11 protein-coding genes are annotated in these 16,472 nt (G+C 32.6%); 1 reads left to right on the top strand and 10 read right to left on the bottom strand.

The annotated features are described in order from the left end of the window. Positions 1-90: 90 nt before the first annotated feature. The 6 genes from IPK88_12140 to IPK88_12115 form a co-directional block, all read right to left on the bottom strand. Positions 91-1,833: a hypothetical protein gene (locus IPK88_12140; GenBank protein ID MBK8244168.1), complete on the bottom strand. Its 1,743-nt coding sequence runs from the start codon at positions 1,831-1,833 to the stop codon at positions 91-93. Beyond that, positions 1,817-2,377 carry a sigma-70 family RNA polymerase sigma factor gene (locus IPK88_12135; protein MBK8244167.1) on the bottom strand — a complete coding sequence of 187 codons (561 nt, stop codon included), beginning with the start codon at positions 2,375-2,377 and terminating at the stop codon, positions 1,817-1,819. The genes IPK88_12140 and IPK88_12135 overlap by 17 nt, the downstream gene beginning before the upstream one ends. Positions 2,378-2,397: 20 nt before the next feature. Then, entirely contained in the window at positions 2,398-4,161 is a 1,764-nt protein-coding gene (locus IPK88_12130) for a hypothetical protein (protein MBK8244166.1), read from the bottom strand. Between the two features lie 282 nt (positions 4,162-4,443). Next, a complete protein-coding gene (locus IPK88_12125; GenBank protein MBK8244165.1) occupies positions 4,444-5,673 on the bottom strand; it encodes an MFS transporter in 1,230 nt (409 codons plus the stop codon). Between the two features lie 130 nt (positions 5,674-5,803). Next, positions 5,804-7,039 (bottom strand): MFS transporter, encoded by a 1,236-nt coding sequence (locus IPK88_12120; protein MBK8244164.1) that lies wholly within the window; start codon positions 7,037-7,039, stop codon positions 5,804-5,806. A gap of 213 nt (positions 7,040-7,252) precedes the next feature. Continuing rightward, positions 7,253-10,546, bottom strand: a complete 3,294-nt coding sequence (locus tag IPK88_12115; protein MBK8244163.1) for a glycosyl hydrolase — start codon at positions 10,544-10,546, stop codon at positions 7,253-7,255. 482 nt (positions 10,547-11,028) lie between these two features. On the opposite strand from IPK88_12115, the gene IPK88_12110 reads away from it, so the two are divergent. Beyond that, positions 11,029-12,465 carry a hypothetical protein gene (locus IPK88_12110; protein MBK8244162.1) on the top strand — a complete coding sequence of 479 codons (1,437 nt, stop codon included), beginning with the start codon at positions 11,029-11,031 and terminating at the stop codon, positions 12,463-12,465. 48 nt (positions 12,466-12,513) lie between these two features. On the opposite strand, the gene IPK88_12105 is transcribed toward IPK88_12110, so the two are convergent. Genes IPK88_12105 through IPK88_12090 form a run of 4 tightly spaced genes read right to left on the bottom strand, consistent with a single transcriptional unit; the run spans position 12,514 to position 16,404 of the window. Continuing rightward, positions 12,514-13,650, bottom strand: a complete 1,137-nt coding sequence (locus tag IPK88_12105) for an NAD(P)/FAD-dependent oxidoreductase (protein MBK8244161.1) — start codon at positions 13,648-13,650, stop codon at positions 12,514-12,516. A gap of 57 nt (positions 13,651-13,707) precedes the next feature. Further along, positions 13,708-14,427: a methyltransferase domain-containing protein gene (locus IPK88_12100; GenBank protein MBK8244160.1), complete on the bottom strand. Its 720-nt coding sequence runs from the start codon at positions 14,425-14,427 to the stop codon at positions 13,708-13,710. Beyond that, positions 14,420-15,520 carry a type III polyketide synthase gene (locus tag IPK88_12095; GenBank protein ID MBK8244159.1) on the bottom strand — a complete coding sequence of 367 codons (1,101 nt, stop codon included), beginning with the start codon at positions 15,518-15,520 and terminating at the stop codon, positions 14,420-14,422. The genes IPK88_12100 and IPK88_12095 overlap by 8 nt, the downstream gene beginning before the upstream one ends. Beyond that, a complete protein-coding gene (locus IPK88_12090; protein ID MBK8244158.1) occupies positions 15,517-16,404 on the bottom strand; it encodes a UbiA prenyltransferase family protein in 888 nt (295 codons plus the stop codon). Before IPK88_12090 ends, IPK88_12095 begins: the two co-directional genes overlap by 4 nt. Positions 16,405-16,472: the final 68 nt, after the last annotated feature.

Raw genomic sequence — 16,472 nt, 5'->3', positions numbered from 1 at the left:
TTAATTGAAAATAATTGAAATTTTCAATGGTTCCAATGGAATCTTTAAAGTAAAGTCGGCTATTTACAATTCTTATTTTATAATTAAACTTTAGCGATTCAAGCTTATGGTCAATCCAGTTCTACCCATAATTGATAAATATCGTAAACTCAGGGGCCCTGATAAATAATTTTTTGGGAAAGACTGTATGCGAATACTTGTTGAAATCGCCATTCTTCTATTTAAACGATATCCGCAACCCATATCTCCATACCAGCCCACACCTAAATTCTTTTTGTAAGATAAATCGGTAGATTGATTCCATTTCGCAACATTCAAATGAGAATCTATAGATTTACCATATATTTCATTACTTAGTGAGATCAATCCACCAAAACCAAGATGTATATTAATTGAATTAATGGTTGTTTGATAAAATATACCCATTGGAATGTTCCATTGTCGAATCTTGTTATAGTTTATAATATTCCTAATTCCATTAGATCCATACCATCCGATTCCTGATATGGTATCAATAATTTCCAAAGTATCTTGGACAATTTCTCTACGAATACTGGTTAATCCAAATGTATTGAGGTCTTGTTGAATATGATATTCAAATTTCTCATTTCGCTCTAGGTAATTTAGGCCTGTCAATACACCAAATTTTTTATAGCTTAAATTAAGATCAAAACCAAAATTCCATTCTTCTAGGTTTGACTCAGCCTGATTTCTCACCCAAACATAATTTTGGAGGGTATCATTAGGTACAGAGTTCTTTAAATGTTTATCAAAACCACCAAAACCGATATATGGCATTAATGAAACATGAAAGTTATCCTTATGAACGCGATCTATAACTGAGCTCAATTCAGTGTTTATTATTGGTAAAACAAACAGATCCAACTTAGGGTCTTCAATTGGAAATAAATGTAAAATAATCGGTAACAATTCTAATGAAGTTGGTTTTACATTAGGATTGATTTCAGGTACATAATTTTGTTGGTTACTGTATAAAATTTGGTCCTGTAAATTGGTACTATCACTTACTGGAATTTTATTTGAATTTAAATTTACATTATTCTCCACCACATTTCTACTTTGTATTCCATGATTGACTTCCTCAAATGAAACTGCATTTTTTGTTAAATTATTTTCATCTTGAGATTCAATGACACCAACTGAATGTTGAATTTTATGAGGTACTTTTGAATGACTGTTAATAGACGGATTTTTGTTTAATGAAATGTATTTGGGACCGGCTAATGCGTTTTGAATTTTAATGCTTTTTTGTAATGGTGAATTCAATTCCGAATGTACTTTCTTTAATTGTTTAACATTGCTAATTTTATTAATATTTTCCAAAACATCCATCTTTTTTTCATCATCTCGACTTTCACCGTTATGTTGTTGAATTCCTTGGTTTATGTTGGATCTATTAACATCAGAAGTAATTAAATTAGATGACAAATCATGAGAACCTGATTGAATCTGATCCAACTTGTTTTTAGTCAAAGTAGAATTTGAATAATCTGTTTGAACTACATTATTTGCATTTAATACACCTTCAATTTGATTTAAAATATGTTGTGGTTGTTGAATTATTGTGGTTGTTTCCTTTATCTCAAGTGTTGATAAGAGGGTTTGATGAAACTTTTGGTTTAAGAATAAATGCCATGCAAATAAAGCTGCACATAGGCAACCGATAAAGAATATAAAAAAAATAATAAACTTAGGTCGTGATCTATCACGTGGTAATTTAGGTTCTAACCGATCCCAAAAAGCATCCACATCCATATTTGAAGTATGCTTTAATAATTTATGTTGGAGATTTCGATCAAATTCGCTTTCCATGTTCTAATTGTTTATTTTGTTGGATCATAGATAATAATAATTTTCTCGCACGATGTAAATAAGATCTTGAAGTTACCACTTCGATATTCAAAAGCTTAGCGATTTCTTCGTGCGAATAACCATCTATTGCAGCTAAATTAAATATTTGACGATATGGTTGAGGTAATTTATTAATCCATTCGATCCAATGTTCTGCGTCAATAGTATCAGAAAAATCAGACTCAGAACCATGTGCATTTTCGTGGAGGTCTTCAATCATTACCGTACCATTGATTTTATTTTTTTCAGACCTAAAATGTTTTAATGCGGTGTTGATTACGATCTGTCTCATCCATGTGAATATTTTACCGCGTTGCGCATCGAATTGATTTAAGTGTGTAAAAATTTGAATGAAACTATCTTGAAGAATATCTTCAGGTTCAATGGCCGAATAACTATACCTGCGGGCTACAGTAAGAAGAACTGGTGCATAGTTTTGCACCAGTTCTTTCTGCGCCTTGCGATCATTCCGCAAGCATAATTCGATCAATTGTTGTTGTTCCAAAATAACTAGTATCAGTCTTGCTAATATTCTCGTTTAACCTTAAAAGATCCATCTATATTCACGAGCTTTGAATTTTTATTATTCACAATTTGCCCTAAAAAATTACCTTTTATAGACTGGCCAATATTTCCAAATTCAGTAATTGTAGCATTGATGCTTTGACAATTTGCTTTGCAATAAAATATATTACCATTTTTCCCTCCAAAATAATGAAATATTGTCGGGCTTGCTGCACCAGTTGAAAACAAAGGAATGTCGATCAACAAAGTATCATTAAATGTTGAATCTGGACTTTCTCCTATTATTACAATTCTTTTATTAGAATCATAATTCTTTTGAATGACATAATAACGTTGATCATCCAATTTACCGTCAACATTCAAAATAAAATAGGATTCTAATTCATTACATGCTAATACATTTCCTAAATCATTCTCATTTGGACCTTGAGACAAAATAATTCCATTTGGAGATTCTTTTTGATGATCTATATCTACAACTTTATAATTAAGATCGTCTAGAGAGCAATTTGCAACATTAAAATCAAAAGTTCCCGTAGCATCAATAGGAAAAAAAAGATTGTACTTTGAATTAACAAACCAAATTTGAACATAACCATTGGCAATAAACATTTTATTACAATCTACTATTTTACCAAAGATATGCTTTGAGGTAATATTTAGGTTTATATCTCCTAGATTTATGTCTGAAGTACCTGAAGAAAACTTATATGTTAAAGGTATAAAACAATTTGGATCACTTACTGTCAAAGTAAAATTACTTGAAACTGGAATTTTTCCTTCAAAAGTTCCATCGAGATTGGTCGCTCCACTTCCGTGTTGTCCTGTGAGATCATCCACAACATTTAAATTAACTTGCCCAATAGGCTTATTCAATAAATCAACTATTCTAAATTTTAGACTGACTGAAGGAAAACTAAAATCCCAATTCCAAAATGTAAAATGGGCTACATTCGCTACATAAAACTGTCCTACTCTTGTAGAAATTCCTTCTTCGATCCATCCTCCTTTTGTGGCATCATAATACCACATCGGAATGGTAGTTTTAGCTTTTGAATCGAGGCTAGCGGGAATGGGTATTTTTAGTTCTGCAGTTTTGTCTTTAGCAATGTTTAATTGATTTCCTGCTGGATCTTCAAGTTCCACTGCCATCATGCCCAAAGTTTGCAAAATCACTTCTTTGCCTTTAAGATCTCTGCCCGTAAGATTTCCTGGCATTTCCATAAAAGTACTTTCTTTAGAAGGATCCATCCAATAAGCATATACATTAACAATACCATTGTAAATATTTCCCGCAGCATCAATAATACTACTCGGTTGAAAGCTCACTTGGGCTGTACCATTTGTAGCAACAATCCCTCCTGTATTAGAATTGATAACTTTGATTACTTTTCTAGGTACTAGCTGGACTCTTGTTGACACCAATTTATCCTTAATTGGAATAACACTTTTATTAATGATGTAATATCCTTTTTTCTCGAATTTGATTTGTGCACCAGCTTTGTTTAACAATTGGTCTTTGAGTATAAAGATCCCGTTTTTATCTGATTTTATGGTTGTTCCATTGTGACTTACAGAGACTTCCGATTCTGGAACTCCTAATTCATTGGTGACAACACCATATACACCTCCAGAAACCAATAGTGGAATAGACGTATTTTGATCAGTGGTATCAATGTCTTTGCGACATTGAATTAAGACCATAGAGGCTGATATTATGAAATATACATATATATTAATTATATTATTTGATAAGAATTTCATTTTTTTAGATTTTAATAGTTAAGTAATTAATGGAATCACGCATATCCGGATGCTCGTTGATTTAACTATTATATCCCATAAAATGACTCGGCGTTGCAAAAGTGGGGAAAAATAGTGAAGGAAAATTAAATGAAACAGAACTTGGAAGTAGATAAGGTTTAATTACTTGGAAATGACAGTAAAAATTAAATTGTCTGTTTAATTGAATACACTATTTATTTATCAAATTTTACTTCATTTAAAGTAACCTCACCTTAAAAACAATTATATACACTTTGAAAACTACTCCACATAATCGAGATCCTTACCAAATGACTCTTCAGTAAAATAAATTGCGACTAACGAAATAAATAAACAAAGAACGCCTAAAATCAATCCGGACAACCATATTCCATAAAATTGTTTTAAATACACAATTCCAAAACTAATGATAACAGTTGTCCCTCTAACAAAATTAGGTGCCGTTGTTGTCACTGTTGCTCTTAGATTGGTTCCAAATTGTTCCGATGCATTTACCATAAAGATGGCCCAAAGTCCGCCCATTGCAAGACCCAATCCACAAGTAATAGCGTAGAATAATACAGGATCTATTCCGGTTAGGAAAAAATATAAGCCAATAAATACAGCTAATGTAATAAGTGAAGAAAACAAACCGATTCTTCTCGATTTGTAACGTTCGCTAATCATTCCAAATAATATAGCACCTATAGAAGCCCCAACATAATGCCAGGTCACAGCTTTTGCATTGGATATCATTCCATCCACAATACCTTCTTTAGCATAAACACTAGCGTTAATGGCTAATTGACTAATGGAATACCAAACAGGAATTCCAATTAAAATAGCTAGCATATATTTTTTAAATTGTTTTAGATTGGTAAATAATGATAAAAAGTCTCCACGTTTGATATCATTGGATTTTGATTTTTCAAACAGTCCTGATTCATAAACGCTAATTCTTAACACAAGCAGCAATAATCCCAAACCACCTCCTACAAAATAAGCCATCCTCCAATCGAACCAATCGGCAATTAAAAAACCCAAAACAGCTCCGGCAATTCCAATACCCGATACAATACTTGTACCTACCCCTCTGGATTCTTTGGTCATAATTTCAGAAACCAGGGTAATACCAACGCCTAACTCCCCTGCTAGTCCCACTCCGGCTATAAATCGCATCCATTCATATTGAGTTACATTTTGAACAAATCCATTGGCAATATTGGCCAATGAATAAAGTAAGATGGTTAAAAATAAGGTAGACAATCTGCCTCTTTTATCTCCTAAAATACCCCAAATAATTCCGCCTGTCAACATTCCAATCATTTGCATATTCAACAAGTGAGAGCCCACAGTGAATAGTTCTGATTCCGGCACCCCAAGAGCCCTAAGACTAGGATCCTTTACTATTCCAAAGAGGATTAAATCGTATATATCAACAAAGTAGCCTAGTGCAGCTACAATGACGACCATATTCAATGGATTTGTGTTACTTGCAGATTGATGGTTCATTTGCCAAAAGTAGGAAAAAATATTAGATTTTATAAATCGAATATATTGTTATAAAAAGCAGGAAATTTTATCAACATTTTAATGCAAAGCTATTCATTTGACTTTAATTAAAAGTTTGAAGATAAGATATCTACAATTCCAATTTACGCAATGATTTAGCCTTAATACTGGTTACAATCACTACGATTAATGTCATCACTCCACCAAAAATTACTGAAGGCACTAAACCCATTAATTTTGCTGCAGCACCACTTTCTGCCATCCCGATTTCATTACTACTCCCAATAAAAATATTATTCACTGAAGCAACACGACCACGCATATGATCTGGCGTTTTTAATTGCAAGATGATAGATCTTACCATGACACTAACAGCATCTAAAGCCCCTGTCATAAACAAACAAAACATACTCCAGTAATAGTGTTTTGAAATGGCAAATAAAATAGTAAAAATGCCAAATCCGGCCACTGCCCATAATAATTTAGGCCCATGTTTAGATTGCATGGGTCGGATAGATAAAAAACTCAATGTAAGAATCGCACCTATACCTGGTGCTGCCCTCAGCCAACCTAATCCTTCAGGACCAACCATTAATATTTGATCAGCATATAAGGGCAACATGGCAACCGCCCCTCCAAATAATACAGCAAATAAATCTAAACTTAATGCACCCAAGATAATCTGATGTTTAAACACAAAATGCAAACCGTCTTTTAAACTCTGAAATATGGTCTCATCTTTAGGAACAAATGAAACGGACTTCGGTGCTATTCCGAACAATTGAATAAATCCAATAAAAATAAAAATGAAGGTAAATAAAAATGAAAAAAATGGACCTGAATATGCATAAAAAATACCAGCTAAAATAGGCCCCAAAATAGCCCCAGCTTGCCAGACACTACTAACCCATGTAGTTGCAGATTTCAACAAATGTCCAGGAACCATTTGGTGAATGATTGAAAAGGAAGTAGCACCAGAAAAACTTCGCAAGACACCACCTATTCCAACAAAAAAGTATATACTAAAAATAATAGATCCTTGAGGCATATTTTGTTCTGCCCAGGTTGAACATAAAAACATATAAGCCAAAGAACACACTAAAAAACCTATTAGACAATAAATCAGTATTTTTCTTTTATCACTTCGATCTGCATAATATCCTCCAAACAAACTAAATAAAATCATTGGAATAGCTTCACTTAATCCTAATGCACCAATAGCCCATGGATCTTTTGATAAAACATAAACATGCCAAGACAATAATACAGATTGCATCAATAGGCCTATCGTTACAAAAAAACGAAGTAAGGTATAGTGTCTGAATTCTTTAAGATGAAAAACTTCAAGTGAAGGGTGTAATCCCATAAATAAAATATTAAGTAAAATTCAAACACACGAACAAGACCATAATTCAACTATTTAGCGAAACCATAAAATTCTTAAATATCAAACATCCCTATGATATTTGAATAATTTCATAAAAGATATATCAATTTTGTAAATTATTTACAAAATGTAAATAGCTATTAAAAATTTGTGTCAATCCAAATTAGCTTACATGATCAATGAACAATATACCTATTTCCATTCCGGCCATCTTCCTTGCGTATATGGTGCTTGATTCATTTCAAGTTCTTTTTCTAAATCGTCAATGCTTTTATTTAGTTTTTTCATATCTGACAATACTGAAGAAAATTCTCTAGAAACCTGATCATAAACGCGCAAATTGGTTTTTGTAATTGGAGATGTAGTATTCCAAATGGAACCTTCAATGATACCAACTTTTCCATCAATGGAAGGTAATGATTCAAATTCTCTTTTCGCACGGGTTGCATCCCCATTTAATTTCAAACTAATAGCTTGATATTCTTTATTCAGTTTGGATATCTTGCTTATAATGGATTGTGGCGAAGCAAGCATGTCGTGTGAAGCTTTTTCAATATTCTTTAACCGACTATCCATACTACCCAATAAATCTCCAGCTGCACTTGTGGCTTTACGAAGTTTAGCAACTTTCTTACAAAAAGCAACATTGGCATTCATGTCTCTTGGAATTGAACTATTGTTCAATAATTTGCAATTAAAGGAAGTAGGCCCAACCAATTCCGTAAATGTTCCATCTTCATATTTAGATAGACTGACAGTATATGTTCCCGGCATGGCAAGATGACCTAATTCTTCTTCACCAAAAAGTTGATCTGGAGCAGGTACAGAACGCCCTTCAACAGGCGCTGGTGTAGGATATCTAAAATCCCAAACTATTTTTTGAAGTCCTTTAGATCCGGCAGTTTTAATATTTCGTACTACTTGGCCCTCTTGATCTTTGATCGTAAATAACAAATAGGGATCTTCCTGATTGTCTTCCAATCTCAAACTATCTAAACTCGGATAATAAATCGTTTCTTTTTTAGCAAGCATTTTTTCTTCCCGATCCTTTCTTATATCTTTTATTTTTTTCAAATCGTCTTTAACATAATACGTGATAACAGCTCCAACTTTTGGATTTGGAGTACTAAAATAACTACTACCCAAATGTCCTTTATCCCTCAATCCTAAAGCTAAATTTTCAATAAACATCCAACTGTCTTTGATAGGTAATATGACTGCTGCTTTTTTTAAATCATCATTCTTAAATTGACGCAACAATGAATAATCATCAAGGATATAAAATCCTCTACCAAATGTTCCAAGTACTAAGTCATTCTCTCTGCGCTGAATTTCAATATCACGAACAGCTATAGTCGGCAACCCTGATTTCAATTGTATCCAGGCTTGGCCCCCATTGTTTGAAAAAAAACATCCAAATTCAGTACCTACAAATAAAAGATTAGCATCAATGTGATCTTCAGCTATTGAATATACACTGCCTCTTTCCGGCAAATTGGATTGAATCGTTTTCCATGTTTTACCGGCATCTGTAGTTTTAACAATGTATGGTTTAAAATCTCCGTAACGATGATGATTAAAACAAGCATAAGCCGTGTTTTTATCATGTAATGAACTAATGATTTGATGCACATAGGATTGGGCAGGGATTCCAGGAATATTATCTATTCTAAGCCAATTTTTACCACCGTCTGTTGTCATTTGTATCAATCCGTCATCAGTTCCTACCCAAATTAAATTTGGATCGAATTTAGATTCTGCAATTGTAGTTAATTGTCCATAAATGTCAGTACTACCATTTTTAGCAATGGCATCTACAGACCACACCCTTCCCATGATTTCTAACTTGTTGCGATCTAATTGTCTGGTTAAATCCGGACTTATGACATTCCATGAATTACCTTGATCATCTGTCCGAAACAAACGGTTTGCTCCAAAATAAAGTTTCTTATTATCAAATTGACTGATCAATAAAGGTGCGTCCCAATTCCATCTATATGCTGCCTCACCCTCCTGTTCTACAGGTTTAATATATAAATACTCATTACATTTTCGATCGTATCGAACCAATCCTCCATATTGACTCTGAGCATAAATGATATCAGGATTGGATTGATCAACTTGCGTTTCAAAACCATCTCCAGTAGATGTTACAAACCAATCGGAATTTACAATTCCATTGGCAGAAGTTGTTCGACTTGGCCCTCCTAAACTTAAGTTATCTTGTGTACCACCATGTACATTGTAAAATGGAAATGCATTGTCTGTAGATACTTTATAAAATTGAGTTACAGGAAAATTTGATTTGAAGTCCCAAGATTTTGCATAATCATAAGTTTCATAAATGCCACCATCACACCCCACCAATAAATGATTTCCATCATTTGGATCTACCCAAATAGCATGGTTATCTATGTGTTTATTGATTTCTCCTAAATTGCCAATGGTTTTTCCACCATCATAACTTACTTTATAATATGTGTCAGTTATATATATTCTATTTACGTCTTTAGGATCACAAGCTATTTCATTATAATAATTTCCTGAAGTATAAAAACCGTTTCGTTTTTCCCAACTTGCACCTTTATCCATAGATCGATATACACCACCTTTATCATCTTTAGCCTCAATTACCGTATAAAGTACATTCGGGTTAACTGGACTAATAGCCAGACCGATTCTACCCAAATCACCGCTTGGCAACCCTCCTTCTACTTTTGACCATGTGGCTCCACCGTCGGTTGTTTTAAACAGCGCTGTTTCCGGACCACCACCAATGTAAGTAAATACTTTACGCATTCTCTGGTGAAATGCTGCATATAAAACATTAGAATTCCTTGGATCCATAACAATATCATTACAACCCGTATAAGAACTTACAGATTTTACACAGGTCCAATTGGCACCACCATCGGTAGATTTGTAAACACCGCGGTCTCCGCCTTCACTCCACACCGGGCCATATGCTGCTACATAAATAATGTTCGAATTATTCGGATCAACTATTATTTCTGCAATGTGTTCCGATTTCTTTAAGCCAATATTTTTCCAGGTCTTCCCGGCGTCCTCACTTTTATAAATACCATCGCCATAAGCCACAGATCTTTGGTTATTGTTCTCTCCGGAACCAACATAAACATTAGATGGATTGGATGGGTCCAGACTTACACAACCAATAGAATAAGAACCTTGTCCATCAAAAATGGGTTTAAAAGTTGTCCCTTTATTGGTAGTTTTCCATACACCTCCTGAAGCACTGGCTACATAATATTCGCTTGGATTATTAGGATTAACTGCAAAATCAGCTATCCGTCCAGACGTTACAGCAGGGCCTATGGATCTGAATTTTAAAGCAGAAAAGGTCTCCGTAGTCAATACCGGAACTTCTGGTGATTTTGCCTCTACTTTAGCTTTAGATTGTGCATTAGAACCCAATGTTGAACATAAACAAATTGAAGTTATAATCCCAAAATATAGATATTTCATGTTTTGTTTGTTTTTGAAATGAATAACAAAAGTAACCAATTTCTGGAAGTGGCAAAATATATTTGCCCTGAAAATTAATTCCAATTAGGTCAAATTTTCTTTATCTACATAAGGTCAAATGCAAAGTATATTAAGAATAGGAACTAAAGGATTTTATACGGCATCTAGAGCAAAAAATGTAAATAAAATTAAGATGTTAAATTTTTAAAAATGGCAATTACAAAAGCTAAAATTTGCCTCTATTATATCACCAGTATGATTCATAACTTAAAGTAGTCAATTTTTTAAAAAAAAAATTAAACATATCTTTAGGATCATTATTTACAATAAAAAAAAAGATAACAGTTCAATCAGCTAAAGACCTAAATAAATAGATTCATCAAATAAAATCAACTGTAGTATCAAAATATGTATTTAATCTAGTATAAAAACATTAAGTTTACAAGCTATTTAAAACTACTATTTAAGATCATGATACCAATATGAAAGGACTCAATATTAGTTTAATTATCCTTCTTATAATCGATCTAGTTTTTTCATTCTACCAATATTATTACATCCCATTAGACGGTGATATGGCAGCCATTATTGTACCCTCACCACAATTCCAAAAAATGATGCAAGATCCATTCGGAATGCACGCTTTAAACAATCATGAAATGTATATGGGATCCAATCGATTTTTTGCTCATTGGACTATGAAATTATACTTTGAAACAATCCCAATTCTCCTTCAACATTTTACTGATCCAATAACGAGTATCTATCTTTCATGCGCTTTTGCAAAAATAATCACTCATCTACTTCTAGTAATTCTTGTTTGGTTTTATTGCCTCGAAAAACCAATCATCAAAAGCCTCCACTTTATACTATTTACATTAATAATCAGTAGCTTTTTCCAGACTTATGGCTTCCACAATACGATGGGTATCATTGATACTTCTATTACATATCAGTTCTTTTATGCCTGGCCCATGTGTTTATTAATGGTATTCTACTTGCCATTTATTATTCGCTTTTACCATAATAAACATTTTCAATTCAGCCCTATCCAACAAATTTTCAGTTATCTTTTGGCATTGATCATGGCATTTAATGGACCACTACTCCCAGCCATAGTTACAATTATTTCATTTATAATTGCTACGTCCTTAATTTGCTCATGTCTTAAAAAACATGAAGGAATTACTTTCATAAACTACATCAAGCAACAAATAAGTTTAATTCCAAAGCCCTTTATCTTCTTATATTTCTTTACACTTATAACCAGTATTTATTCACTTTATATCGGAACTTTTAATGTTGAAAACTTAAATACCAAAGCATCTATATTGGAGCGATATCAAAAACTTCCATTTGGCCTATTTAAAATTCTAAGTGAAAATTTAGGATGGAGCCTAATCATAGTGTTTACATGTACAAATATATATTTAGCACGTAAAATAAATGCTTTATCCACCTATAAAATGAATAGAACCATTAAATACATTGGACTTTTTATTTTATTATATATTGCACTACTTCCATTAGGTGGCTTCAGAGAATATAGACCTTTTATATTAAGATATGATACTTTAATACCTGTTACTTTAATTATTCTAATGCTTAATGGCACACTCATCATAAACAATTTACACCATATCAATCAACAGTATAAAAAATACTACATAGGATTTTTAGTATTCATCGTGGCCGCGTTCAATATTAGTGATTCGAAAATACCAAAAAATAATCTATGTGAAAAAAATGCACTATTAAATATTTCCAATTCGAATAATGATACATTAAGGTTAACAAACGATTGCACCGTCATGTCGTGGAACAAAATAAAAAAATCTGAAGCACTTCATTTGAATTCTATATTCCTCAAAAATGTGAATGTCATTCAAAAGAACGTAATCTTTTATCATTATGAATAAATATATATAGCAAAATTATGATGAACTTAATTTATACTGGATCCTCCACTAAACAATATCATCTCCAATGGCTTGATTGGCTAGAATATTCATCAAGCCAGGCACTATAGTTAAGCCATACATCAATGCATTACTTAGAATAGGGTTTTCAACAAACAATAGTTTCTGTAGAAATATACCCTTTTGAATTCGGGATGAAAGATAATTAGAGATATACTTATTTTGTTTGATAATAATGGTTTCAAGATTCAAACTTCCATCAAAAAAATCTCTAATCAAGGGTTGCAATTGATGGGCTGATCTAAAAGCAAGGCTCATACCATTCCCAGTCAATGGCGGAATAAAACCAGCCGCGTCTCCAGACAATAAAACTTGATTATAAGTCAAATCCTGTATACTAAAATGAAACTGAGAAGTCACTATAGGCCCTTCTAAAATTCTATGATTAAGTCGCTTCATTAAAAATCGATTCTGCATCAATACTTGAGATTCTAACATTGAAATGTCACCTTGAAACTTCTTCAAATCTTCAGCCCTTGCTAAATAACAAATACAATATTTATGATCTTCAATTCTAGAAATACCACAATATCCATTTTTAAAACTATGAATTTCTATAGTATCAGGTTTTAAATCACTTTCGATGTGATATTTAATTCCAACAAAACTTGTCAGACTCCTAGGCTTAGGCTGAGGTAATAAAGGATTCATTCTTCCAAATGCTCCAATTACCAAAGTAGCACTGAACACCGTTTGTTTATGTGTAGTCAACTCGTATTGCTTCAAATCGGCATTATACTGTAGTTCTATTACTTTATGTTGTTGAAGGACTACAACACCATTTGCTTGAGCTATTTGCATTAATAAATGGTCCAAAAGAAATCTACTTATTCCGAAACCTCCCTTTTTCAAAGTACAACTAGCGGTAGGTCCTAAATAAGATGTCAATGTAAATTGTTTAATAATCGGAAGGTTTAAATCCGGAATGGGCAAACCTAATTTTAATAAAAAACCAAATGACTCCATACTGATGAATTCACCACAAACTTTATGTCTTGGATAGGAACCTTTTTCAATAACCAATACTTTGAGTCCTTGACGACTAGATAAAATGGCCGAGGACAAACCAGCAAGTCCTCCACCAATAATAATAAGATCCCAATGACTACTTAGATTTTCAGGCATTGAATTGATTATCTAATTTCTTTTAAAATAACTTCAAACTATTATTTTGATTAGCACTTATGAACACTTGATTATGATTAAATGTCGGAATGCCCATTTCCATTTCAATGAAAAATTCAAAATTGCATTTTTCAACATCAAGCCCTTCCATTCCAATGATGTAAAACCCCTTAATACAGATAATGGAGCATCGTTCTTGGTAAACCTTGACTTAGAAAATAAACGGGTTAATATCATGATTCCATAATATGCAATTCTGGATCGTTCAAGATCATTAATTACCGCACCTATCTTAACATGAGTTCTTATGAAGCTTAAAAAATCATCCATTTCATTCATATCCAAATGGTGACAAAATAAACCAGCAACCACGATATCTGGTCGATTGCCTTGAGCAAACCAATCTTTATAATCAGCTCGAACAAAATTTACCTTATTAATCAAATCAGGATATTGTTGCTTCACAAAATCAAATGCTTCTGGCATTATATCTATTCCTGTTAGTTTAATTCGCGCAGGAAATTTATCTATATGTTCACTTAAGTAATTCAACATATCACCGGCACCAAATCCGATATCCACAATGTGTATTTCATGATGATCAGTTCTATGATGTTTTAATAATTGTTTAATACCATAGAATCCTAAAGATGGACCCCCAGTCATTTTATTTATTTGGATTAATTCTTTCAAATTAGTAAATAACTCTTCCTTTTTGACAATAGGCAAGTCCATTAATTCCAAATCTGAAGAACGGTGTTTAAATTGATCAACCATGATTTGAATTCATATGTTTAAACAAAGCACTCTCAACGGTTATGCCAGGTCCAAAAGCTGCGGCATAAACCATTTGAGAACCAATAGACTTGATACTCCTTTCCAAAACTTGTTGTAACGCAAATAATATAGTCGCAGAAGACATATTCCCAAAATTTTTTAATATATTAAAACTAATATCTAATTCATCGTGATCCAAATGTAAAGCTTTACAAAAACTATTCAATATATTCTTACCACCCGGATGAATGGCATAGGTGTTTACTTGAGAATTCAGTAATTTATTTTTTAATAATAATTGATCAAAACAATATTTGATATTTCGCTCAATAAAATCTGGTATGGTCCTTTTTAAAATCATTTCAAACCCCTGATCTCCTATATCCCATCCCATTTCAGAAGAACTATCCGGAATCCAATCTGAATTAAAATCTACACATTCTAAATAGGGTCCGGCAATGGCTTCACCCTGCATAATGCAAGCTGATCCGCCATCAGAAAACAAAGTTAACGATAAAAGATTATCATCACTCTTGTCATTTCTCAAATGCAAGGAACACAATTCAATACATACAATTAATACCTTGCTTTCTGGATTATCTTTCACTATTAAATCTCCTAATCTTAAACCATGGAATGCAGCATAGCAACCCATAAAATTAATTGCATGTTTTTTAACTTTTGAATCCAATTGCAATTCATGAGCTAGTAATAATTCCAATCCCGGTGCACACATGCCGGTACAAGAAACTGTAATCAAATGAGATATTTCGTTGACGTTAATATTTGCTTTCTTAATACTGTCGTGGGCTACAAGAAGGCCTAGTTTAACAGCTTCCGATTTGTAAACTTGCATCCGTAAAGATGTGGTGGGTAAAACATCTGTTTTTTTGTATAATAATGGTTCATTGCAATCCAAATCAAAATCAGGTATCACTGAATATTTATTAGTAATTCCTGATTCATTCCAAATAAATTGAAATTTTCGAAATATATTTTTGTCACTAAACATTTCATTTAAAAAATGAAATATCCGATCTCGACTAAATTGAAATTGTCCAGTCCGACATGAAATAGCAGTAATGTTACTCAAATCATAATGTTAAAATATTTAAACAAAAACACGGATCCAAAAAACAAATTTGTAGACCATGCTCCCAAATGACTCATAAGCATGGTGTTTTCAAAATTCGCTTCCAAATCATCTCTCCATACTTTTCGAAACCAATTTGTAAAATAAATACTAACCGGAAAAGTACAAAATATTAATAAAGGAATCATTAACAAAGGTTCATATGAATATAAAAAAAATATCATCAGAATAACAAAAACAAGCAACATGATTCCTGAAAAAATAAAAGTCCCTCTTACACCCAGTACCATACTTAAGGTGAGAACACCATCTTCCCTATCTTGTTTGTGTTGATACACTTGAGTCAAAGGATAACTGGAGCCCATCATAAAAAAAGAAATCAGCATTCCCCAATATAACTTTAATTCAAAAATCACACTTCCTTGGAAACTCCATAAACTAATTAAATAAATAATGGAACCTTGAAATAATGCTACTATTAAAAATCCAACCCAAGGATATTTTTTTAATCGAATACCTCTATAACTATAGGTTCTTGATGCGATAATATAACTCGCAATTAAAGCAAAAACTGCAAATCCTAAAAACATATAACTGATACATAGGGCTAAAACATCAAACACTAACGACACCATATAAATAGATTGCGGTACTGCAGGTGGATTTTTGAGCCCACCTATGCTTCCTGTATCCCGATCCATAAAACTATTATAAGCATTACTGGAAGGGTAAACTAATACATGTAATACAACAAAACAAATAAACGCATGAATCCAATTAACAGAAGATGCTTGACTCATTGCAAATAAAAATACAGGTAGTAATAATATTGAAAAAGAAAACCGTAAATGTGTAACAATATTTCTAAAAAGACTAATTTCCATTTTTATTCATTAAAAACAGAACCATAAAGTACAGTCCTTAATGTAAATATAACTAAAAGAATTAAGAT

Source organism: Candidatus Defluviibacterium haderslevense, assembly GCA_016712225.1.
GTDB classification, from domain to species: Bacteria; Bacteroidota; Bacteroidia; order Chitinophagales; family Saprospiraceae; genus Vicinibacter; species Vicinibacter haderslevensis.
This window is presented reverse-complemented; position numbering and strand designations above follow the sequence as displayed.